Origin of the sequence: Allofranklinella schreckenbergeri, assembly GCF_003703475.1 — a bacterium.
In the GTDB taxonomy this organism is placed as follows: Bacteria; Pseudomonadota; Gammaproteobacteria; order Burkholderiales; family Burkholderiaceae_C; genus Lampropedia; species Lampropedia schreckenbergeri.
Genome location: NZ_RDQM01000005.1, coordinates 56,455 through 79,333 on the forward strand (window position 1 = coordinate 56,455; position 22,879 = coordinate 79,333).

Consider the following 22,879-nt stretch of genomic DNA (forward strand, 5'->3'; position numbering starts at 1 on the left):
ATTATGGATACAACATATATGGCTCTCGTTCGCGCATCCAAGCCGCTTCGTCCGCGCGCGCCAGCGCATCCAAATCGGCCGGCATGGCAGTGGGATCATCCACCCAAACGCGCAGCAGAGGGCTGCCATTGATCAAGTCGATGGCCAAGCGGTCGTGCTCATATTCGTAGGGAAAGTCACGCCAGAGCGGATAAGTTGGCTGTTGCTTGCGCAGCGCCTTGAAGGCCAGCGCTTGCAAGCGCCAGGGCTGAAAGGTAGCGTGGTCGTAATGGCAGGGGTCTTCCACATGGATTTGCACGCCTGCGCACAACTGCCCTGCATGTTTGTGAAACGTCGGCTCAAACCAGCATTCACGCAATACACAGCCGCGCATCCAGCTTGAGGCCAAGGCGCGCATGTCTTCGATCAAACGGCCAGTGTCAATGTCTGGCGCGCCGAACATTTCCAGCGGGCGAGTGGTGCCGCGACCTTCACTCAGGGTGGTGCCTTCAAGCATGACGGTACCCGCATAGGCGCGAGCCATACCCAAGCTGGCAGCATTGGGGCTAGGGTTGACCCAACTGCGCCAATCTCCCGGCCCAAGCGGCCAACCATAGCCTGGGGGCGCATGGGGGTGCCAGCCATGCATGGTGATCACACGGTATTCAAGTTGCAAGCCCAAGCGTGCAATAAACCAGTGTCCCAACTCGCCCATCGTCATGCCATGGCGCATGGGCAGCGGGCCTGCACCAACGAAACTTTCCCACCCTGGGCGCAGACTCAAACCTTCAACGGGGCGGCCGGCGGGGTTGGGGCGATCCAGCACCCACACTGCTTTGCCATGCGCCGCGGCGGCCTCCAGGACGTAGCGTAGGGTGGTGATGAAGGTGTAAATGCGACAGCCCAAGTCTTGCAGGTCAACCAGTAGGACGTCAAAGGTATCCATCATCGCGTCGGTAGGGCGGCGCACTTGACCATAAAGGCTGAAAACGGGAACGCCCAGCCGAGGATCGGTGTAGTCAGGCGACTCCACCATGTTGTCCTGCTTGTCGCCCCGCAGCCCATGCTGAGGACCGAAAGCGGCTGCTAAACGCACATCGGGCAGAAGGGCCAGCGCATCCAGCGCGTGGGTCAACTCGCGCGTGACAGAAGCGGGATGCGCCAGCAAGGCAACGCGGCGCCCTTTGAGGGGCGCGCGTAAAGCCAGATCTTGCACAAAACGTTCGAGGCCGGTTTGCATGGGTAAAACTCAAAGATTACGAAGGGAGCAGCGCACGGCGCGCCCCTAAAAAAGCGCCGATGCTAAGTAAAAAACAGAGCGCTCCTAGCCAGAAATCCCAGAAAGCGGCTCCAACGCAGCCAACACTGGCTGAAACGCTCATCCCGTGAGTGGCCAACGCGCTATCCAGCCACTGCGCGCATGGAAATCGGGATGAGGTGCAGGATGGTGCAAGGCCCAATAGCTAAGATGGCCGTCGCCGTTTTCGATAACGGCGCTCAAGCCCAATGGGGCCGCGCTACTGCCCAAAGGCAGCGCCGCATCGGACAGCCATGCGCTCAAAACCAGCCTCTGGGCCTCTCGCGCGCAATGGATATGCACAGGCGGCAAGGGGTACGCAGCCGCTTGCCGCACGCGCTCTCGGGAAAAGACATAGGCCGCCCAATGGCCCGAAGGCGAAAAGTTGAATTCGTGATAAGCATCCCCCGCCCCAGCCACAAAGGCTTCAAAACAGGTGTGATGCCATAGCCCGTCCACAGCCGCAGGATGCGCAGCCACTTCAGGCAGCCTCAGTGCGCTCAGCTCGCCTTGCACGCTGTAATCCAGACGCCACAACCCCTGCTCGCGCGCCAGCGCAGCGGTGATCTGCAACGCCAGCCCATGGCTTGAGCCGGGATGACGCACCAGGTGCCACGTTTTGATCGCAGGCGTCAGCATCTTAAGAATTCCACTTCAAAGAAAAATTTAATCTTTTACAGACAAGCCAAAAAGGCATTATTTTTTATCTTATTGATGAATAAATTAACAGATTCAGGCAAAAAAAAGCCCTGCTAGCGCAGGGCTTTGCAGTCCAATCGGCCAGTAGGCTACGCAGCAGGCAAAGCAAACCGCTTCACCCGCACGCGTATTACACCAAAGCTGCCTTCTGCACCAAACGGGTGGCAACCCAAGATTTGGTTTTAGAGATTGGACGGCTTTCGGTGATTTCGATGGTGTCACCCAGCTTGTACTCGCCAGCCTCATCATGGGCATGGTACTTGCTGGAGCGAATCACGATCTTGCCGTAGATCGGGTGTTTCACCCGGCGCTCGACGAGCACCGTCACCGTCTTGGCGCGCTTGTCGCTGACCACCTTGCCAACCAAGGTGCGCTTGAGGGATTTCTTTTCTTCCGTCATGGGTAGCTTCCTCAGTTGGCCTTAGCGGCCTGCTTCTGGTTCAGGATGGTCTTGGCGCGCGCAATGTCGCGGCGGGTCTTGCCCAAGGCAGAAGTGTTGCTCAACTGCTGGGTTGCCGCCTGCATGCGCAGACCAAAATGGGCCTTTTGCAACGATTTGATTTCGTCTTTCAGGCCGGCAACATCCTTCTCGCGCAGCGCTTTCGCCTTGGCTTTAGCCTTCTCAGTCTGGTTCTTGGCCATGAGAGTTTCTCCTGTATCAAGCGCCCAACTGGCGAGCCACGAAAGTGGTGCTCAGCGGCAGTTTGGCAGCAGCCAGACGGAATGCCTCGCGCGCCAGCTCTTCGGAAACGCCGGTGATTTCATAAATCACCTTGCCCGGCTGGATCTCAGCGACGTAGTAGTCAGGGTTGCCCTTACCGTTACCCATACGCACTTCGGCCGGTTTGGTCGAAATGGGCTTATCGGGGAAAACGCGAATCCAAATACGGCCACCACGCTTGACGTGGCGGGTAATGGCACGACGCGCCGCCTCAATCTGGCGGGCAGTCAGGCGACCGCGGTCGGTGGACTTCAGGCCGAATTCACCGAACGCAACCGTGTTGCCACGGGTTGCGATACCGGTGTTGCGACCTTTTTGCTCTTTGCGGAATTTGCGGCGAGCAGGTTGCAGCATGTTTATTCTCCTTTACCGTCCGCAGCTGTGGCGGGCGCGCTATCCACGGCGGGAGCGCGCTTAACGGCGGCAGATGCAGAAGTGGCTTCTGCGGGTTTGTCACTACCGTCGGCAGGCGCAGCATTGCTACCACGACTACGGCGATCACCACGGCCTGCTGGGCGACGACCACGCGGACGACGCTCCTCCTCAGCACGAGGCTCGGCAGCAGGCAAATCGTTACGGCCCAAGGTGTCGCCTTTGTAGACCCAAACCTTGACGCCGATGATCCCGTAGGTGGTGGAAGCCTCAGACGTTGCGTAATCGATATCTGCACGCAGCGTGTGCAGTGGCACACGGCCTTCACGGTACCACTCAGTACGAGCGATTTCGATACCGTTCAAGCGGCCCGAAGACATGATCTTGATGCCCTGAGCGCCCATACGCATCGCGTTCTGCATGGCGCGCTTCATGGCGCGGCGGAACATGATGCGCTTTTCAAGCTGCTGGGTAATGCTGTCGGCAATCAACTGGGCATCAATCTCGGGCTTGCGCACCTCCTCGATGTTGACGGCCACAGGCACACCCAGCATGCGGGTGAGTTCCTTTTTCAGATTCTCAATGTCCTCGCCTTTTTTACCGATCACCACACCCGGGCGAGCCGAGTAAATGGTGATGCGGGCATTTTTGGCGGGGCGCTCAATCAGCACGCGGGAAACCTGCGCATTTTTGAGCTTTTTCTTGAGGTAATCACGGACCTCGATATCTTCAGCCAGCATGCCGGCGAAGTCGCGGTTGTTGGCGTACCAACGGCTGGACCAGTCACGGCTTACCGCCAGGCGGAAGCCGGTTGGGTTGATTTTCTGTCCCATAGTCTTCCTCTGGCTTAGTAGCCCACCGTCACGTAAACGTGGCAGGTGGGTTTGCTGATGCGGTTGCCACGACCCTTGGCGCGCGCGGTGAAGCGCTTAAGGGTCGTCCCCTGCTCGACGTAAATGGTTTTAACGCGCAATTCGTCGATGTCGGCGCCGTCGTTGTGCTCTGCATTGGCAATAGCCGATTCCAGCACTTTCTTGATGATGACAGCAGCCTTCTTGGGCGTGAAGGTCAGGATATTGAGCGCCTGATCGACCCGCTTGCCGCGAATCAGATCGGCCACCAAGCGGCCTTTGTCCACAGACAAACGCACGCCACGGAGTACAGCACGTGTTTCAGACATGGTGTGAACCCCTTACTTCTTGGCTTTTTTATCAGCAGGGTGGCCCTTGAAGGTGCGAGTGAGTGCAAACTCGCCCAACTTATGGCCAACCATCTGATCGGTGATATAGACAGGCACATGCTGCTTGCCGTTATGTACAGCGATCGTCAGACCGATGAACTCAGGCAGCACCATGGAGCGACGCGACCAGGTCTTAACCGGGCGCTTATCCTTGCCAGCAATGGCCTTTTCGACCTTTGCCAACAGGTGATGATCCACGAAAGGACCTTTCTTGAGTGAACGTGTCATGGCACCCTACCCTTATTTCTTACGACGCGACACAATAAACGCCTGTGTGCGCTTATTGTTACGGGTGCGATACCCCTTGGCCAAGTTACCCCATGGGTCAACAGGGTGCTTGCCACCCTTGCTGCGGCCTTCACCACCACCAAGCGGGTGGTCAACAGGGTTCATCACCATACCGCGCACAGTGGGACGAATGCCCATGTGACGCTTAACACCGGCCTTACCGTATTGACGCAGGCTGTGCTCTTCGTTGGCAACTTCGCCGATCGTCGCGCGGCACTCGATATGCACTTTACGCACTTCGCCGGAACGCAAACGCACCTGAGCATACACACCCTCGCGGGCCAGCAGCGTCGCCGAAGTTCCGGCCGAACGGGCGATTTGAGCGCCACCGCCAGGCTGCAGCTCAATGCAATGGATGATGGAGCCAACAGGGATGTTCCGAATAGGCAGGGTATTGCCAGCCTTAATAGGAGCCTCGGCACCCGAGACCACTGTCGCGCCCACTTCTACGCCACGCGGAGCGATGATGTAACGACGCTCACCGTCGGCGTAGCACACCAAAGCCAAATGCGCCGAGCGGTTGGGGTCGTACTCAATGCGCTCGATCTTGGCAGCAATGCCATCCTTGTCATTGCGACGAAAGTCCACAACGCGGTAATGATGGCGATGACCACCACCCTTGTGACGGGTAGTGATGTGGCCATTGTTGTTGCGACCCGCTTTTTGGTGTTGCGGCTCCAACAGCGGTGCATAGCCACTGCCTTTGTGCAAGTGCGCACGGGAAATTTTGATTGCGCCACGCTGACCAGGAGTCTGTGGCTTGAGTTTAATGATGGCCATGGTTTACGCTGCCTCCCCGGAAAGGTTCAGCTCTTGACCCTCCTTCAAACGCACATAAGCCTTGCGCACGTGATTGCGACGGCCCATGGTGCGCCCAAAGCGCTTGGTCTTGCCTTTGACGTTGACGACGGAAACGCCAACCACTTCCACCTTAAACAGCAACTCCACCGCCGCCTTGATTTCGGGCTTGGTGGCATCACGCAAAACCTTGAAGGTCACAGCGTTGGATTGCTCGGCAGCAAAAGTAGCCTTTTCGGAAACAACCGGCGCCACCAACACTTGGTAAAGACGACCTTCCGAAAACTGGCGCTCTTTGGGGCTTGGATTGACGCGGCTCATACGAACATCTCCTTGAGCTTGTCAACGGCACCCTTGGTCACCAGCACTTTCTTGAAGTGCACCAGCGACAGGGGATCAACGTAACGCGGCTCGATGACATACACGTTGGCCAGATTGCGCGAAGCCAGATAGAGGTTCTCATCCACCTCAGAGGCAATCAACAACGCGGAATCCACCTTCATGTTCTTGAGTTTGGAAGCAAAAGCCTTGGTCTTAGGCGTATCGAGCTTGATATCTTCCACCACCGACAGACGGCCATCAGCGACCAGCTTGGAGAGGATGGAAGCCATACCAACACGGTACTGCTTCTTGTTGACCTTGTGCGAATAATTTTCCTCGGGCAAGTTCGGAAAAATGCGACCACCCCCACGCCACAGCGGCGAGGAAGTCATACCAGCGCGAGCATTGCCCGTACCTTTTTGACGGAAAGGCTTTTTGGTCGAATGGCGAACCTGTTGGCGATCCTTCTGGGCACGCGTAGCCTGACGGGCATTGGCCCGATAAGCCACCACGAGTTGATGGATCAAAGCCTCGTTGTAATCGCGACCAAACAGCACTTCAGGCACATCCACAGTCGATGCCTGACCTTGTTCATTGAGGAGCTCGACCTGCATTATTGGGCTCCTTTCTTGGCCTCAGCCTTGACAGAAGGACGCACCGTCACAAAACCACCCTTAGAGCCAGGCACCGCCCCTTTGATGAGCAGCAACTGACGAGCTTCGTCGATGCGAACGATATCCAGGTTTTGCGTCGTCACAGTCTCATCACCCAGATGACCTGTCATGCGCTTGCCAGGAAAAATACGACCAGGATCTTGCGCCATACCGATGGAACCAGGCACACGGTGCGAACGGCTGTTACCGTGCGAAGCGCGCTGCGAGCCAAAGTTGTGGCGCTTGATGGTGCCGGCGTAGCCCTTACCAATGGAAGTGCCTTGCACGTCCACCTTCTGACCTACCGAGAAGATATTGGCCACAGGCACTTGCGCACCAGCAGCATATTGACCGGCCGTTTCCGCAGTCACGCGGAATTCACGAACGACCTCACCCGCTTGCACACCTGCTTTGGACAGATGGCCCGCCTCAGGCTTGGTCACACGCGAGGCCTTGCGCGACCCATAGGTCACCTGCAAGGCGGTGTAACCGTCGTTCTCTTGGGTTTTGACCTGGGTCACACGGTTATCGGATACATCCACCACCGTAACAGGGATGGACTCCCCGTCATCGGTGAACAGGCGCATCATGCCCACCTTGCGGCCCAGCAACCCCAGGGAGTTACTCAGACTCATGTTATTACTCCGAAACCCCCGCCGTGGCCACTGCAATTGGTAGCGCACGTTGCCGCCCGGCGCCCAACGGCTCTTGGCGACTGCGAAGGAAGGTTGAAAAAACTCCGCCGAAATGGCGAAGCCCGCGATTCTAGCCCGCTTCGAGCGGCACGCGCAAGCCAGCCAAGCTGAACTTCGCATATTCCCTACACCAAAACCGCTTCTCTTGATGCCGCCGTGCCATGGGGACTTACCCCATTGTCGCCCCAAGGGCGCATAACTAACATTTGCGCGCTTCCAACAACCATCGCTTGCTGCATGCTTGCGGGCATTCCACCGCTGGCCTGTCGCTTTTGGGCGCTATGCAGGTAACGCAATGACCGACATCATCCTCTCAACAAAAAACCTGACCAAGGAGTTCAAAGGCTTCACTGCGGTGGACAACGTGAACCTCCAGATTCAGCGCGGGCATATCCACGCGCTGATTGGCCCCAACGGGGCCGGGAAAACCACTTGCTTTAATTTGTTGACCAAATTTCTGGTGCCCACGCGCGGCACCATCATGTTCAACGGTATCGACATCACCCAGGAAAAGCCCGCGCAAATTGCGCGACGCGGGGTGATTCGTTCGTTTCAGATTTCGGCGGTTTTTCCGCATTTGACTTTGCTGGAGAACGTGCGCATAGCACTGCAACGCCAGTTGGGCACGCAGTACCACTTTTGGAAAAGCGCCCGCTCGCTGGAGCCGCTGAACGAGCGCGCCTTGCAGTTGCTCGGCGAAGTGGGTTTGCGCGAGTTGGCGTTTGAGATCACCGCCAACTTGCCTTACGGGCGCAAACGTGCGCTGGAGATCGCCACCACTTTGGCGATGGAGCCCGAGCTGATGCTGCTGGACGAGCCCACCCAGGGCATGGGCCATGAGGATGTGGATCGCGTCACCGAACTGATTAAAGAAGTCTCCAAAGGCCGCACCATTTTGATGGTGGAGCACAACATGAAGGTCGTTTCCACCATTGCCGATCGCATCTCCGTTTTGCAGCGCGGCGCCATTTTGGCCGAGGGCGAATACGCACAGGTCTCGCAAGACCCGCGCGTGATGGAAGCCTATATGGGCACCAGCGAAGGCCAACTGCAAGGAGCGCACTGATTATGAGCACCGCAACCCTGGGCGCGGCAGCCGCCCCTGACGCATCCGCGCACAGCGCATCCAACGGCCCGCTGGCGCTGGAAATTGCCAACCTGCACGGCTGGTATGGCGAATCCCACGTTTTGCATGGCGTGAACCTGCAAGTGCGGCGCGGCGAAGTGGTCACCTTGCTGGGCCGCAATGGCGCGGGCCGCACGTCGATTTTGCGCGCCATCACGGGCCTGATCGGCAAGCGCGCAGGCTCCATCAAGGTCAACGGGGTGGAGACCGTAGGCCTGGCCACGCACCGCATCGCCCACTTGGGCATTGGCTATTGCCCCGAGGAAAGAGGCATCTTCTCCAGCCTGACTGCGGAAGAAAACCTGCTGCTGCCGCCGGTGCTGGGCGTTGGCTTTTTGCGCGCGCTGGGCGGCAGCTTCGGCAGCGGGCAGGAGGCAGGCATGAGCGTGGAGGAGATTTACGCCATGTTCCCCAACCTGCGCGAGCGCAGGCACAGCCAGGGCACGCGCCTCTCCGGCGGCGAGCAGCAGATGCTGGCGGTGGGGCGCATTTTGCGCACGGGCGCCAATTTGCTGCTGCTGGACGAAATCTCCGAAGGGCTGGCGCCGGTGATCGTGCAAGCGCTGGCGCAAATGATTACCACGCTGCGCGCCAAGGGCTACACCATCGTGATGGTGGAGCAGAACTTCCGCTTCGCCGCGCCGTTGGCCGACCGCTTTTACGTCATCGAGCATGGCGAGGTGATCGAGCACTTCACCGCCGCCGAGCTGGAGGCAAAAATGCCTTTGCTCAACGAGCTGCTGGGTGTTTGATTGTTATTTTATAGATCAAAAAGAAAAATAACATTATTATTTTGGCTTGATAGGCATACAGTCATATTTACTTTGATTTATAAGCCAAACGCCCGCGCGAAGCACCCCCAATTTCCCTCCGATCCCCTGCCTTACCACGCTTTAAAAGGAGACTTCCCATGAAAACCGTTCCCTACACCGCCATTGCCGCCGCCGTGCTGAGCGCCAGCTTGCTGGGCGCAGCCCACGCGCAAGACAAGGTCACGATTGGTTTTGTGACCGACATGTCCAGCCTCTACTCCGACCTGGACGGCAAAAATGGCGCCGTCGCCATCCAGATGGCGATCGACGATTTCGGCGGCAAAGTGCTGGGCAAGCCCATCGAGCTGCTGACGGCCGACCACCAAAACAAAGCCGACATCGCCGCCGCCAAGGTGCGCGAGTGGATCGATACCCAAAAAGCCTCGCTGATCATGGGGGGCACCAACTCCAGCACGGCCCTGGCCTCCAGCGCCATCGCCAACGAGAAAAAAGTGCTTTACATCAACAACGGCGCTGGCTCGACGGTGCTGACCAACGAGCAGTGCACGCCCTACACCATCCACTACGCTTACGACACCATGGCCTTGGCGCGCGGTACCGGCTCGGCCATCGTCAGCGGCGGGGGCAAAAGCTGGTTTTTCCTGACGGCCGATTACGCCTTCGGCCACGCGTTGGAAAAAGACACCGCCGCCACCGTCAAAGCCGCCAGCGGAGAGGTCAAAGGCAGTGTGCGCCACCCGCTCAACGCCTCGGACTTCTCCTCCTTCCTGCTGCAAGCGCAAGCCTCGGGCGCGCAGATTCTGGGGATGGCCAACGCCGGGGGCGACACCATCAACACCATCAAGGCTGCCAACGAGTTTGGCATCACAGGCTCCATGAAGCTCGCCGGTTTGCTGCTGTTTCTCTCCGACATCCACAGCATGGGGCTGGAGACCACCAAAGGCCTGCAATTCACCACCAGTTGGTACTGGGACATGAACGACGAGACGCGCGCCTGGGCCAAGAAGTTCTATGACAAGACCAAGCGCATGCCCACCTCCATCCATGCGGCCGATTACTCGGCGGCCATGAACTACCTCAAAGCCGTGCAAGAGGCGGGCACGCTGGAGACCGACAAGGTCAACGCCGTGCTGCGCAGCAAGGAGATCAAGGACTTTTACGCCCAGGGCACGATCCGCCCCGACGGGCGCTTTGAGCACAACATGTATTTGGTGGAGGTCAAGCAACCTGCCGAATCCAAGCGCGAATGGGATTACCTGAAAGTCGTCAAGACCCTGCCTGGCAACGAAGTGTTCTTCAAGAAAGAAGAAAGCAAATGCGCGCTGTGGAAGTAATGCCGTAATGCGCTGCCTGTGCGCCAGGGCTGCATGCAACCGGCAGACCTGGCGCAAGCAGCGCCTGCTCCCAGCCAACGCGCCGGGCGCTGCGCCGCGCATCCACCACGCCCGGCCCGCGCGGCTTTGATTGTTCCCTTTGCCTCACTAGCCCCTGTGCATTTGTCATGGATACGATTTTTGGAGTCCCTCTACCGGCCCTGATGAGCCAATTGCTGCTCGGGCTGGTCAATGGCTCGTTTTACGCCATTCTCAGCCTTGGCCTGGCCGTGATCTTCGGCCTGCTCAATGTCATCAACTTTGCACACGGCGCGCTGTTCATGATGGGCGCCATCGTCACCTGGATGGCCATGCATTACCTGGGCATCAACTACTGGGTGATGCTGGTGCTGGCACCGGTTGTCGTGGGGCTGTTCGGCATCGTGCTGGAGCGGCTGTTCCTGCGCTGGATTTACAAGCTGGACCACATTTACGGCCTGCTGCTGACGCTGGGCCTGACCTTGCTCATCGAAGGCGCCTTCCGCTCAGCTTATGGCGTAGCAGGCTTGAGCTATGGCACGCCTGACATCCTGCGCGGCGGCATCAATCTGGGCTTCATGTTCATGCCGAAATACCGCGCGTGGGTGGTGGTGGCCTCCCTGCTGGTGTGCTTTTTCACCTGGTTCATGATCGAGAAGACGCGCCTGGGCTCTTACCTGCGCGCCGGCACGGAAAACCCGCGCCTGGTGGAGGCTTTCGGCATCAACGTCCCCCTCATGGTCACGCTCACCTACGGCTTTGGCGTCGCGCTGGCCGCTTTTGCTGGCGTATTGGCTGCGCCGATTTACCAAGTCTCCCCGCTGATGGGGCAAAACCTCATCATCACCGTCTTTGCAGTGGTGGTGATTGGCGGCATGGGCTCCATCATGGGCTCGATCATCACCGGCCTGCTGCTGGGCGTCGTCGAAGGGCTTACGCGTGTGTACTACCCAGAGGCGTCGTCCACCGTAGTCTTTGTGATCATGGCCATTGTGTTGTTGATCCGCCCCGCCGGGCTGTTTGGCAAGGAGCAATGAGATGGCGGAAGCAAAAAACATGAATCAACCCCTCAAACCTCTCGTTTTGTTTGGCTACGCCGCGCTGCTCTTGCTGCTGATTGCCGCGCCTACCGAATACATCGGGGTTTATCCAGTCTTCATGATGAAGTTGCTGTGTTTTGCCCTGTTTGCGTGCTCATTCAACCTGCTGTTTGGCTACACCGGGATGCTCTCGTTTGGCCATGCCGCCTTTTTGGGCGGCTCGGCCTACATCACAGGCTATACGCTCAAGGCCTGGGGCGTCACGGCGGAAGTCGGCTTGTTGCTGGGCACCGCTTTTGGCGCACTGCTGGGGCTGGTCATGGGCTACCTGGCCATCAAGCGCCAGGGCATCTACTTCACGATGATCACCTTGGCGCTGGCGCAAATGCTGTATTTCTTCTGGCTGCAAGCGCCTTTTACCGGCGGCGAAGATGGCTTGCAGGGCGTGCCGCGCGGCAAACTGCTGGGCGTGCTGGATCTGAGCGATGACATGACCATGTATTACGTGTGCCTGGCCATCGTGGCGATCGCCTTTCTTTTCATCATCCGCATCGTGCATTCCCCCTTCGGCCATATCCTGCACGCCATCAAGGAAAACGAGCCTCGCGCCACATCGTTAGGCTACGACACCAACCGCTTCAAGCTGCTGGTTTTTGTTCTCTCGGCTGCTTTGTCTGGCCTGGCTGGCTCGCTGAAAACCTTGGTGCTGGGCTTTGCCACTCTGACCGATGTGCACTGGGCCATGTCCGGCCACGCCGTTTTGATGACCCTGGTTGGCGGCATGGGCACTATGGCCGGCCCGCTGGTGGGCGCTGCGGTGGTAGTGGCCATTGAAAACAAAGTGGGCGAATGGGGTAATGCCATCGCGGCACTTTCAGGCATTGAGTGGTTCCGGTCGCTGGGCGAATCCGTCACCATCGTGACAGGCTTGATTTTTGTCGTCTGCGTGCTGCTGTTCCGCCGAGGGATCATGGGAGAGGTATTGCACTTGCTGCGCGGCTCGAAAAACTGATCTCGATAACCCTCTGAAACAAAAGCGCAGCCCATTACACAATGGCTGCGCTTTTGTTTATGTCGCTCCATCGCACGCAAATGAACTCTACGCCATGCGTGAACATTTTTGTTGACCCCAAGCAACGGTGCTATGCGGCACACTATGCTTCCGACCCTAAAACCCGTCAGTGTAAATTGCCCAATAGTTAAACACTGTCAAGCGCGACACACCCATTGATACAAATGAATACAATCAAACATGAAGCGATAAAGTCGTGCCAAGCCCTTGTGCTGGCAGGGCTTACCAAACCAGATGAGAAGACAAAGGTGAAAGCATGAGCGACCAAGCAAACACCATCCGGGTGCTTGTAGTGGATGACAGCAACACAATCCGGCGCAGCGCCGAGATTTTTCTCAAACAAGGCGGACACGATGTGCTGCTGGCGGAAGATGGCTTTGACGCCTTGGCCAAAGTCAATGATTACGAGCCCAACCTGATTTTTTGCGACATCCTGATGCCCAAGCTGGATGGCTATCAGACCTGCGCCATCATCAAACGCAACCCGAAATTCACCAGCACCCCCGTGATCATGCTGTCATCCAAAGATGGCTTTTTCGACAAGGCCCGCGGACGTATGGTCGGCAGCGATGACTATCTCACCAAACCCTTCACCAAAGACCAATTGCTTAAAGCGGTGCAGGAATTCAGCGCAATCAAATAAATCATCCATAAGCACAAGAGGTAGAAATGTTGATTGAAAAAGTACTGATAGTGGACGATTCGCGCACCGAGCAGGTTTACCTGTCAGACCTGCTACAAAAACAAGGCATGCAGGTGCGCACAGCCGACAATGCAGAAGAAGCGCTCAAAAGTCTGGCCGAGGAGCGCCCACACCTGATCTTGATGGATGTAGTGATGCCCGGCAAAAATGGCTTTCAGCTCACCCGCACTATCACCAAAGACCCTGCTTACGCCGACATCCCCATCATCATTTGCACGAGCAAGGATCAGAGCACGGACAAGGTATGGGGGATGCGACAAGGAGCTAAGGGCTACTTAGTCAAACCCGTCAACCCAAAAGAGTTGGAATCAGCCATTGACGCGCTGCGCTCGGAGGCTTCATGAGCGCTTTCCGCAACCATGCTGACCGCGCCAGCAGTGAAGACCTCCAAATGCGCTTGGCCAAGCGGCTGAGGCAAATTGACACGGGCGAGCGCTCAGTTTCTTCATGGATGGCGGTGGAAATTGGCCGCCGCTCCCTTTTGTTGCCTTTGAGCCACGCATCCGAATTGCTGCAATGGCAACGCCCCACCCCTGTGCCTTACACCAAACCCTGGTTCATGGGCATTGTCAGTTGGCGCGGAGACATTTTTGGCTTGATTGATGCCGCCCGCTTTCTGGACGCGGATTCGCCATCACGCAGCGAACAAGCACTCTCGCAATGCCACTTGCTGACCTTCAACCCGGCTTTGGAAATCAATGCGGCCTTGCTCATCGACACTGTTACAGGCCTCAAAAGCGTGAACGACTTTGAAGCCGCCCATGCCCCCATGCCCAATAGCGCCCCCGCTTTCATGGGCAATATTTATACCGATCTTCAAGGCAAGCTCTGGCAGGAATTGAATCTTCAAGCCTTTGCCCAGCAGCCAGAATTTCTCTCTATCCGCCTCTGATTCACCGCCCATGAGCACCAACACCCACGCCGGTCTCGACACCCTTTTTGCGGGAGTCGATTCACAGAGCCCAGAAGCCGAAACCGCTATTGGCGTGCCCCAGGTACCCATTGCAGAAGACGCTCCCGCTTCCTTGCCATTGCTGGGAACAGCCTCTCTGAGAAAACACCGCCGCCGTCTGTTCATCCTCATCTGTTTAGGCAGTCTGCTTTTTCTCAGCAGCCTGATTTACGGCTTTTGGAAAGCCCGTGAAAACGAAAAACCTTTCCATGTCGCGCACGAGGCGCAAGTCAACGCGCAGCATCTATACAACTTGGTCATGCACGCTTGGATGGGCGACGGCTTCTGGAGCGAAATCATCTCCACCGCCGAAGTTCTGAACCGGCAAATCGATGCTTTAGCGGCCATTCCAAACGCAGGCCCCGTATTGCAAGCACGAGGTTCGCTGGCAAATGACGCCAAGCGCGTCAGTCAATTGCGCCATGTATTGCAGGCGCGTGAAGCCGTATTCACAAGAATCCAGCGCCAAGCCGATGCACTTCGAACCGCTGCCGCCCCCCTACTCGAAGAAGGCAGCATCAGCAGTACGGATGTTGCTGCCATCAACAGCTTGTTACTCACCTTCAAATCGTTGGCAGGCACCGCTTTATTCAACTATCTGGAACTGGGAGAGCTCAACACCTCCAGCAACGAAAGCGTCACGCGGGCCATTACCAATGCGATGCGTGCCGCGCATCAAGTGCAAAGCAGCCGCGACCCGCGCGTGATGAATCTCAGCCACGGCCTATTTGAAATGCTGCAAGACACGCAGCACGCCTTGGAGGCACAGTTGGCATCGCTGCAAGAAATCAACGCCGCACGCGATTCGGTACGTGCACTGCGCCTACATGCTGAAACCCTGCTTCAACCTTTGGAAGGCCTGACCAGCCATTTGGCCAGCCGCTTAGGGCTGCAATGGCCTTATGTGCTTTCGTCGCTTTTGGGCATGGCCCTTGTGGCTCTGGCCTCCATCTTGATGGCGCGTACCTATACCATCGACAGCCGCCGCCGGTTTGTGCAAGTCGAAAACCAGCAAATCGAGGCCACACAGCGTGAACAAGAAGCCAAGCGTCTCAATGATGCAAACCAGGCTGCCATTCTTCGCCTGATGAACGAACTTTTGCTGATTGCGGAAGGGGACCTGACGCAAGAAACCACCGTGACCGAGGACATCACCGGCGCGATTGCGGACTCTATCAACTACACCATTGAAGAGCTGCGCCAACTCGTCGGCAGCGTGCAAGAGTCGGCCAACAAAGTGACCAGCACCACGCTGGCCGTGGATGCCACATCGACGGAGCTGCTGGCGGCCTCTACCGAGCAACTGCGAGAAATCAAAGACACTGGCAGCTCCATTTTGGAAATGGCACGCCGCATCAACGCCATTTCCGACAGCGCACAGGAGTCGGCACAGGTGGCTCGTCAATCGCGTGAAGCGGCGGAATCAGGCTTGCGCGCCGTGCAAGACTCCATTGGCGGTATGAATGCCATCCGCGCCCAAATTCAAGAGTCCTCCAAACGCATCAAACGATTGGGCGAGTCCTCGCAAGAAATTGGCGAAATTACCGAGTTGATCTCCGACATTACCGAGCAAACCAACGTGCTGGCGCTGAACGCCGCCATTCAGGCCGCTTCGGCTGGTGAGGCTGGCCGAGGCTTTTCCGTGGTGGCTGAAGAAGTGCAGCGCCTGGCCGAACGCTCCGGCGATGCCACCCGCAAGATTGCAGAGCTGGTGCGCACCATCCAAAGCGACACGCACGATGCTGTGGTCGCTATGGAGCGTTCGACCCAAGGTGTGGTTGAAGGGGCTACCCTGGCCGACCGCGCGGGCGTACAGCTGACCGAAATCGACCAGGTGTCGCGCCAGCTCTCCAGCCGCGTGGAGCAAATCTCCGATGTCGCAGCGCGAGAGGCCACCTTGGCTAACCAGGTGGCTGAAAACATGCAGCACATTTTTGCCGTGACAGAGCAAACCAGTGAGGGCACGCGCTCGACCAGTAAACAAGTGCGCGAACTCTCCCACACCGCGCAAGAATTGCTGCAATCCATTTCACGATTCAAACTTCAGTAAATACATAGCCTTGGCTGCATGTGGGCCAAGGCTCTTTCTCGCTTTCTTTCTTGCAAGGGGGTCCAGCTCGCAGCTGGCCATAGACGACTATGAACACAGCAACGCACAGCAACAAAGCCATGAAAGGTCAGGATCTGGGGCCACTGGCATGGGTGCTGGCAGAAATGCGCCAGACCTACAGCCAAGCTATAGAAAGCCTGCAAGGCTTTGCCTCGCGCGTCAGCGACCCCGAGCAGACCAATCTGAGCGATGACACCAGCGAGATTGCCAAAGCCAAAAACCTCATCCACCAAACCTGCGGCGCTTTGGAAATGGTGGGAGCGTTCATCCCGGCTTTTGTATTACGGCAATGCGAACACGTCGTCAGCGCCATGGCGCAACGCCCCCAAACCTGCACCCCGCAAGCCGTTGCCACACTCGCTCAAACCGGCTCGGTCGTGGGTGAATACCTGGAAAGCTTGCTACAAGACCCAACACTCTCCCCAGTACTGCTTTTTCCAACATACAAAAATGCCCACGCGCTCACGGGCATGCAACCGCCAGCCAGTCCAGCGGATCTCTGGCATCTGGAAGGCGATTTAAGAGAGCCAGAATTGCCTCTGCCCAATAAGGCCATCGTACCCAATGCACGCGTGCGCGCTTTGCTGGATCGCTCCATCCTGCACTTAATGCAAGGCAAAGCCGTAGAGCGCAGCGGCAAAGACCTTGTGAAATTGTGCTTAGGCTTGGCAGCAGGCAACCAGGATTTCCGTGAACGCACTTTTTGGAAAGTCGCAGCAGGCTTTTTCGAAGGCCTAGCGCAGCAGCGCATCCCAAACGACCTTTATGTCAAGCGCGCAGCTACCCGCGTTCTCGTGCAATACGCCTCTTTGGATAAAGGCGATATCCATATCACCGCCCGCTGGATGCAAGATTTGCTGTTCTTTTGCAGCCAGGCTCGCGACATTACCCCCGCTTCATCACCCGTGTTAACCGCTGTGCGCACCGCTTTCGGACTGGAGCGCACACCCATCGTCGATTACGAAACCAACGTCTTCAACCGTTTGCGCGAAACCGATCGCAAAGCTCTGCTGGAAGATCTCAAAGCCGCCGCTGAAAGCTGGGGCTCTATCGTCGAAGGCCATGTGGAAAATGCCGCATCCACAGCCGCCCAATTGCACCATACGGGTGCCGTGCTCGTGCGCCACTTCCCCGAAACGGCCCCACTGATCCAAACCCTCAAGCAAATCATCGACACCTTGGCGAAAAAACACGCCAAACCCCCTACGGAGCTGGCGATGGAGGTCGCCACCACCATCTTGTACCTCCAAGCCATGTTGGAGGACATCCGCACTCGCACTGCACAGTTGAGCGAACGGATGAGCGAGTTGAACAAACGCCTACGCACCGTAGCAGAGCATGGTGAAAGCCTCCCATTGCCGGAGTGGATGGAGGAGCTTTACACCCGCGTGCGCGACAACGAAACCATTACCAGCGTTGTCAGCGAATTGCGCGCCAGCTTGACCGAAGTCGAAAGCCATATCGACCGTTTTTTCCGCAACCATGCTGATATTGACGCCCTCCGGGATGCGCCCAGCATTTTGTTGCGCGTGCGCGGTGTTTTGGCTGTGCTGGGCATGGTGCCCGCAACCAAAGCCATCACGCAAATCAACCTCGACATCCAGGAAATCATTCAGCAACACGAACAAGGTGAACTGAACGAAACCGATGGGCGGTTCGAAAAAATTGGCAATAACCTCGGGGCGCTGGGTCTGCAAGTGGACATGCTGGCCTACCAACCCTCGTTGGCGCGAGAACTTTTTGTTTTTGACAACAAGACCTGTCAATTGCAGCCCCTCATGGGCCGCCTGAAGGTGTACGAGATTGGAGGTCGTGACATCTTTGAGCACGTGCAAGAAGCCGCCGTTACCCCGGCCGAACCTGATCCGCGCTATGCCGACAACGGCGAAACCACGCCGATGGTGTTCGACCCTACGGCCCCCATGCCCTTGCCTGAAACGCCATCGGCCCAGCCCGAAGCCCAAGCCTTGACGCAAGATCTGATCTTCAACGAAGACTCTGCTGACGCGCAGGATGAGGCCACCGAGGCAGAGAAACCAGAACAAGAAGCGCCTGCCGCCCTGGATGAAGAAAAAGCAGCATCCATCGTCGCCGACGAAAATGTGCCTGCGCCACAGCCTCAAAGCGCCGCCATGACCGACGAGGGCGAGCTGCTGGACGAAGAGCTGCTGGAAATCTTTTTGGAAGAAGCCCGCGAAGTGATCTGCAATGGTCGCGACGCGTTAACCCATTTGGCTCAATCGCCCAGCGATGTGCCACAACAAACCATTCTGCGCCGCGCTTTCCATACCCTCAAGGGCAGCTCCCGCATGGTTGGGCTCGCCGCCTTTGGCGAAGCTGCCTGGGCTATGGAACAACTGATGAACAGTTGGCTGGCTGAGCAAAAAGCCTTCCATCCGTCTATTCACGACTTGTGCCAGGAGTCCCTGAACGCATTACAGCAATGGGTAGATGCCATTGCAGCCCACGCACCAGTTGCCTGGCAGCCTGAAGCTTTCCAACAATCGGCCGAAGCCATGCGCACGCAAGATCGCTACGTGCCCTTGCAGGTGCCTACCGAAACCGCTCCAGCCATTGAAGCGCCTCAAGCTACGCAGCCGGATGACGTTTCCCCAGGAGTCCCCAGCGATTCGGCTGCGCCCGACTTCCCTGACACCACCCTCTCGCAAAAAGAGCAAGCTTTGGCAGGTGAGACGGACACCCCGTCCCTCGTACTGGATGAGGCCTTCGATGTGTCAGAACTGGAAGCGACTCCCGACCAAACACCAGAAGAAATCCAGGAGCCAGAAGCACTTGTCACAGCAGAAGAAGCGACAGCCAGCAAAGAGGCTGAAACCATCACGTTGGCTGAAGACATCACGGTAGAAGACGAGGATGGAGAGCTAGCAGATATCGAGTTTTCTCAAAGTGATCTCGTTCGCTTCAGTGAACTCGACCAAGCCCATGAAGGCTTGCCGACCGATTTTTCTTCCGTACTCATCGAACCGTTGGAAGCGCATGCGCCTGCCGCAGACCAAAGCCAACCGCTTTCACAAGACTGGAAAGAGTTGGACTTCCTGGCGGCGGATCAGCAGGAAACGCCACCAGCCCCCGAAGAAACCCCTAAAGATCTGATCGCTACCGAGTCTCTTCTGGGCGAAATCGACGACAGCATCCGCTCCAGCATCATGGGCAGCTTGCCCAGTAAAGACGATTCTCCGGCTGTGACCCAAGCGTCCGAGCCTTCGCCAGAGCCCTCTCACGAGGCGGAGGAATCCGATTTTCTCCACAGCAGCCTGTTCGATCGCGACAGTGAGCTGGAAAAAACACGGGTCATGGAAGATCACGAGCTATACGATGACCTGATGGGTGAAACCCGGGTCATGGAAACAGCCGTCTTCCCTCCCGATGATTCGCTACTCATGGGTTTGGACAGCCTGCCCGCGCTGGAACTCCCATCACTTACCTCCACACAACCTGCTGCCCCAGCCCAGGAAGCGGCGCCGCAGGCCGACGTGGTGCAGTCTGCCCAGGAGGAGCCAGAGCCAGAGCCAGAGCAGGAGCAGGAGCAGGAGCAGGAGCAGGAGCAGGAGCAGGAGCAGGAGCAGGAGCAGGAGCAAGAGCAAGAGCAAGAGCAAGAGCAAGAGCAAGAGCAAGAGCAAGAGCAAGAGCAAGAGCAAGAGCAAGAGCAGGAGCAAGAGCAAGAGCAAGAGCAAGAGCAGGAGCAAGAGCAAGTCTCCATCCTGCAAGGCGAAGTCGACCTGCCCGCCCATCTGGGCGACTTCAGCCTGCGCGGCAAAATCGGCAAAAACATCGAACAAATTGCACAGGAGCTGGAATCCGGCCACGACAAGCACACCCAATGGTTGCTCCAAGCCTTGCAATTCACCCAGGATCTGGAAAAAGACCTCGCTGGCTGGTTCACCCAACGCAGCAATCAGCCCTTGCCCGAGCGCATGGTCGAGCGCAGTCAACAACTGGCCTCCACCGGCGAACACATCAAAGCCGATGCCAGCTTCGGCCAATTTTTGGCGCAACTGGCTCAACACATCCAGCAGCTCAGCAACCAGCCTGCCGCGCAGCCCGAGCAGGTGCGCCGCGTTATCACAGACAGCCTGCAAGAAATCCAATCCGCGCTCGATGGCATCGTCGCCAGCACAGGCTATGGCCAAGTCGGTCGTAACGAGTTTGACCGTCTGGCTACATTGCAAGCGGCGCTTCCCAGCGCTTCTCAGCCGCCTGCACCTTCGGCAGAAACGCTGGCCATCATGGGCCAGATCGACCCAGACCTGTTCCCCATCTTTGAAGAAGAGGCAATCGAGCTGTTGCCCCGCCTCATCGGCGGCTTGCGGCGCTGGGCCAGCGAGCCGCAATCGTTTGAAGCCCGCAGCGAAGTGCTGCGCGTGCTGCACACGCTCAAAGGCAGTTCCCGTCTGGCGGGGGCGCGCCAAATCGGCGAAATGGCGCACCGCTTCGAGTCCGATATCGAAGCGTTGGAGGCCAAAGCCGATAACGCCCAACACATCCCGCCGCTGTTCGCCCGCTACGATGAACTCCAATCTGCATTCGATGCCCTGCGCAGCGCCGCTACGGAAGTCGAAAGCTCACTGGCCAGTGCCGAAGGGCCTGCCACCCAATTCGATTTGGCGGAAGCCGCCGCACAAGCAGAGGCCACTGGCTCCGAGCAAGCCACACCGCACACGCCAGCCTCTGCTGCGCCCACCCCAGCCTCAGCCACTCCCGGCCCATCGTCTTCTGGCGCCTCGCTGCCCCACACACCCCAGATCGGCGCCTCTTTTGGCACCGATTTGCCCGGCCCCACGCCGCTGGTCGTGCAACAAAGCAGCCGCCGCATACAAACCGTGCGCGTGCGCAGCACACACATCAACCGCCTCATCAACCAGGCCGGTGAAATCCAGATCTCGCGCAGCCGCGCGGAATCGCGCCTGCGCCAGCTCAACACCGCGCTGGATGGCATGACGGTGGACCTGGATCGTCTGCGCCATCAATTGCGTGAGCTGGAGGTGCAAACCGAATCGCAAATGCAATCGCGCATGACGCTGGGCAAAGACAGCGCCGACTTCGACCCGCTGGAGCTTGACCGCTTCACCCGCGTGCAAGAGCTCACCCGCATGATGGCCGAGACAGTCAACGACGTGGCCACCGTGCAGCGCACCCTGCAAGCGGCCATGATCGGCACGGAAGACGACTTGGTGGCCCAGGAGCGCAAAGGCCGCGAACTGCAACGCGATTTGCTGCACACCCGGATGGTGGAATTCGACAGCGTTGCCGAGCGCCTGCACGCCGTGGTGCGCCAAGCCGCCACCGACACCGGCAAGATGGCCGATCTGGTCATCGAAAACGGCAACATCGAAATGGACCGCGTGCTGCTGGATCGCCTCATGGGCGGCTTTGAGCACCTGCTGCGCAACTGCGTAGGCCACGGCATTGAGCCTCCGGCAGAGCGCGAGCAGGCAGGCAAGCCCGCCACCGGCATCATCACGCTCACCGTGGAGCAAGAAGGCAACGACGTCGCCATCTCCTTCAGCGACGACGGCGCGGGCCTGAACCTGGAGGCCATCCGCAACAAAGGCATTGAGCGCGGCCTGATCACCGCAGACCAGGAAGTCACCACCAAAGACCTCTCCAACCTCATCTTCATGCCCGGCTTCACCACCGCGCAGGAACTCACCGGCGTGTCCGGCCGCGGCATTGGTATGGACGTGGTGCGTGTGGACGTCAGCTCTTTGGGTGGCCGCATCGAAACCACCACGGAAAAAGGCAAGGGCACCACCTTCCGCATGGTCATGCCGCTGACCACCGCCGTCACCCAGGTCATGCTGGTGCGCGCGGGCACCCTCATCGTTGGCCTGCCCGCTAACCTGATTGACGGGATCGAGCGCGTCAGCCACGACGTACTGCTGGGCGCCTACGACAGCGGCGTTGTGGAGATGGAAGGCAAGCGCATCCCCTTTTACTGGGCTGGCGCCATGCTCCAGCACAGCCAGCGCTCGCAAGAGCTGGCCGCCCGCACCTACCCCGTCGTTCTCGTGCGAAGCGCCGCACAAATCGTCGCCGTCCATGTGGACGAAGTGCTGGGCAACCAGGAAGTCGTGGTGAAAAACCTCGGCCCGCAGCTCTCGACCCTGCCGGGCTTGACCGGCATGTCCGTGCTCGCCTCCGGCGCCGTGCTGCTGGTTTACAACTTCATCGCGCTGGCCAGCGTCTATGGCGCATCCGCGCAAGCCCTGCAACGCCAGCGCGATCCGGCAGACATCCCTGCGGACATCAAACTCTCCGGCGTCACCAGAGACTCCGACATCCCGCTGGTCATGGTGGTGGACGACTCCATCACCGTGCGCCGCGTCACCGAGCGCATGCTCAAGCGCGAAGGCTACCGCGTCGTGCTGGCCGCCAACGGCGCAGTGGCGCTGGAAATGCTGCAACAGGCGCAGGAACTGCCCGTCGTCATCCTCTCGGACATCGAAATGCCGCAAATGGACGGCTTCGAGCTGCTCACCCACGTGCGCGCCGATGCCCGCCTGGCCTCACTGCCCGTGGTCATGATCACCTCACGCATGGCGCAAAAACACCGCGACCACGCCATGCAACTGGGTGCCAATCACTACCTGGGCAAACCCTACTCCGATGCCGAGCTGCTGGCCCTGGTGCGGCAATACGCCAACGCCGTCCAGGCCGAAGCCTGACC

At 58.3% G+C, this 22,879-nt stretch carries 21 protein-coding genes and 1 pseudogene; 10 read left to right on the forward strand and 12 right to left on the reverse strand.

The window, feature by feature from the left end:
• Window position 1 precedes the first annotated feature (1 nt).
• The 12 genes from EBQ26_RS04955 to rplC all read right to left on the reverse strand — a co-directional run bounded on the left by EBQ26_RS04955 (window position 2) and on the right by rplC (window position 7,003).
• On the reverse strand, window positions 2–1,219 hold the full coding sequence (locus EBQ26_RS04955; RefSeq protein ID WP_122237923.1) for an exo-beta-N-acetylmuramidase NamZ family protein: 1,218 nt from the start codon (window positions 1,217–1,219) through the stop codon (window positions 2–4).
• A gap of 138 nt (window positions 1,220–1,357) precedes the next feature.
• Window positions 1,358–1,915 carry a DOMON-like domain-containing protein gene (locus EBQ26_RS04960; RefSeq protein ID WP_122237924.1) on the reverse strand — a complete coding sequence of 186 codons (558 nt, stop codon included), beginning with the start codon at window positions 1,913–1,915 and terminating at the stop codon, window positions 1,358–1,360.
• A gap of 190 nt (window positions 1,916–2,105) precedes the next feature.
• Entirely contained in the window at window positions 2,106–2,375 is a 270-nt protein-coding gene (rpsQ, locus tag EBQ26_RS04965; RefSeq protein WP_122237925.1) for a 30S ribosomal protein S17, read from the reverse strand.
• A gap of 11 nt (window positions 2,376–2,386) precedes the next feature.
• The gene (gene rpmC, locus EBQ26_RS04970) at window positions 2,387–2,617 is read right to left on the reverse strand and encodes a 50S ribosomal protein L29 (RefSeq protein ID WP_122237926.1); all 231 of its coding nucleotides are present in this window, start codon (window positions 2,615–2,617) and stop codon (window positions 2,387–2,389) included.
• Window positions 2,618–2,633: 16 nt separating this feature from the next.
• Window positions 2,634–3,050, reverse strand: a complete 417-nt coding sequence (gene rplP, locus EBQ26_RS04975) for a 50S ribosomal protein L16 (RefSeq protein ID WP_122237927.1) — start codon at window positions 3,048–3,050, stop codon at window positions 2,634–2,636.
• Window positions 3,051–3,052: 2 nt separating this feature from the next.
• The gene (gene rpsC / locus EBQ26_RS04980; RefSeq protein ID WP_122237928.1) at window positions 3,053–3,901 is read right to left on the reverse strand and encodes a 30S ribosomal protein S3; all 849 of its coding nucleotides are present in this window, start codon (window positions 3,899–3,901) and stop codon (window positions 3,053–3,055) included.
• 14 nt (window positions 3,902–3,915) lie between these two features.
• Complete coding sequence (gene rplV, locus EBQ26_RS04985) at window positions 3,916–4,248, reverse strand: 50S ribosomal protein L22 (RefSeq protein WP_122237929.1); 333 nt, start codon at window positions 4,246–4,248, stop codon at window positions 3,916–3,918.
• 12 nt (window positions 4,249–4,260) lie between these two features.
• Window positions 4,261–4,536 (reverse strand): 30S ribosomal protein S19, encoded by a 276-nt coding sequence (gene rpsS, locus EBQ26_RS04990; protein ID WP_122237930.1) that lies wholly within the window; start codon window positions 4,534–4,536, stop codon window positions 4,261–4,263.
• Between the two features lie 12 nt (window positions 4,537–4,548).
• Entirely contained in the window at window positions 4,549–5,376 is an 828-nt protein-coding gene (rplB, locus tag EBQ26_RS04995; RefSeq protein ID WP_122237931.1) for a 50S ribosomal protein L2, read from the reverse strand.
• A 3-nt stretch (window positions 5,377–5,379) separates the two neighbouring features.
• The gene (rplW, locus tag EBQ26_RS05000) at window positions 5,380–5,715 is read right to left on the reverse strand and encodes a 50S ribosomal protein L23 (RefSeq protein ID WP_122237932.1); all 336 of its coding nucleotides are present in this window, start codon (window positions 5,713–5,715) and stop codon (window positions 5,380–5,382) included.
• Window positions 5,712–6,329, reverse strand: a complete 618-nt coding sequence (gene rplD / locus EBQ26_RS05005) for a 50S ribosomal protein L4 (protein WP_122237933.1) — start codon at window positions 6,327–6,329, stop codon at window positions 5,712–5,714. The genes rplW and rplD overlap by 4 nt, the downstream gene beginning before the upstream one ends.
• A complete protein-coding gene (gene rplC, locus EBQ26_RS05010) occupies window positions 6,329–7,003 on the reverse strand; it encodes a 50S ribosomal protein L3 (protein ID WP_122237934.1) in 675 nt (224 codons plus the stop codon). The genes rplD and rplC overlap by 1 nt, the downstream gene beginning before the upstream one ends.
• Before the next feature lie 355 nt (window positions 7,004–7,358).
• Here rplC and EBQ26_RS05015 point away from each other — a divergent pair, with 355 nt between their 5' ends.
• The 10 genes and pseudogenes from EBQ26_RS05015 (at window position 7,359) to EBQ26_RS12855 (ending at window position 22,877) form a co-directional block, all read left to right on the forward strand.
• On the forward strand, window positions 7,359–8,129 hold the full coding sequence (locus EBQ26_RS05015) for an ABC transporter ATP-binding protein (protein WP_122237935.1): 771 nt from the start codon (window positions 7,359–7,361) through the stop codon (window positions 8,127–8,129).
• 2 nt (window positions 8,130–8,131) lie between these two features.
• Window positions 8,132–8,941, forward strand: a complete 810-nt coding sequence (locus EBQ26_RS05020; RefSeq protein ID WP_122237936.1) for an ABC transporter ATP-binding protein — start codon at window positions 8,132–8,134, stop codon at window positions 8,939–8,941.
• A gap of 158 nt (window positions 8,942–9,099) precedes the next feature.
• Window positions 9,100–10,296, forward strand: a complete 1,197-nt coding sequence (locus EBQ26_RS05025; RefSeq protein WP_122237937.1) for an ABC transporter substrate-binding protein — start codon at window positions 9,100–9,102, stop codon at window positions 10,294–10,296.
• Window positions 10,297–10,463: 167 nt separating this feature from the next.
• Complete coding sequence (locus EBQ26_RS05030; protein ID WP_122237938.1) at window positions 10,464–11,351, forward strand: branched-chain amino acid ABC transporter permease; 888 nt, start codon at window positions 10,464–10,466, stop codon at window positions 11,349–11,351.
• A 19-nt stretch (window positions 11,352–11,370) separates the two neighbouring features.
• A complete protein-coding gene (locus tag EBQ26_RS05035) occupies window positions 11,371–12,366 on the forward strand; it encodes a branched-chain amino acid ABC transporter permease (protein ID WP_122238036.1) in 996 nt (331 codons plus the stop codon).
• A gap of 316 nt (window positions 12,367–12,682) precedes the next feature.
• Window positions 12,683–13,069, forward strand: a complete 387-nt coding sequence (locus tag EBQ26_RS05040) for a response regulator (RefSeq protein ID WP_122237939.1) — start codon at window positions 12,683–12,685, stop codon at window positions 13,067–13,069.
• Window positions 13,070–13,095: 26 nt separating this feature from the next.
• The gene (locus EBQ26_RS05045) at window positions 13,096–13,473 is read left to right on the forward strand and encodes a response regulator (RefSeq protein WP_122237940.1); all 378 of its coding nucleotides are present in this window, start codon (window positions 13,096–13,098) and stop codon (window positions 13,471–13,473) included.
• The gene (locus EBQ26_RS05050) at window positions 13,470–14,021 is read left to right on the forward strand and encodes a chemotaxis protein CheW (RefSeq protein ID WP_122237941.1); all 552 of its coding nucleotides are present in this window, start codon (window positions 13,470–13,472) and stop codon (window positions 14,019–14,021) included. Before EBQ26_RS05045 ends, EBQ26_RS05050 begins: the two co-directional genes overlap by 4 nt.
• 1,030 nt (window positions 14,022–15,051) lie before the next feature.
• Window positions 15,052–16,131 (forward strand): annotated as a pseudogene (locus EBQ26_RS13185) (methyl-accepting chemotaxis protein); the annotation flags it as partial.
• 89 nt (window positions 16,132–16,220) lie between these two features.
• Window positions 16,221–22,877 (forward strand): hybrid sensor histidine kinase/response regulator, encoded by a 6,657-nt coding sequence (locus tag EBQ26_RS12855; protein WP_238944149.1) that lies wholly within the window; start codon window positions 16,221–16,223, stop codon window positions 22,875–22,877.
• The last annotated feature ends 2 nt before the right edge of the window (window positions 22,878–22,879 follow it).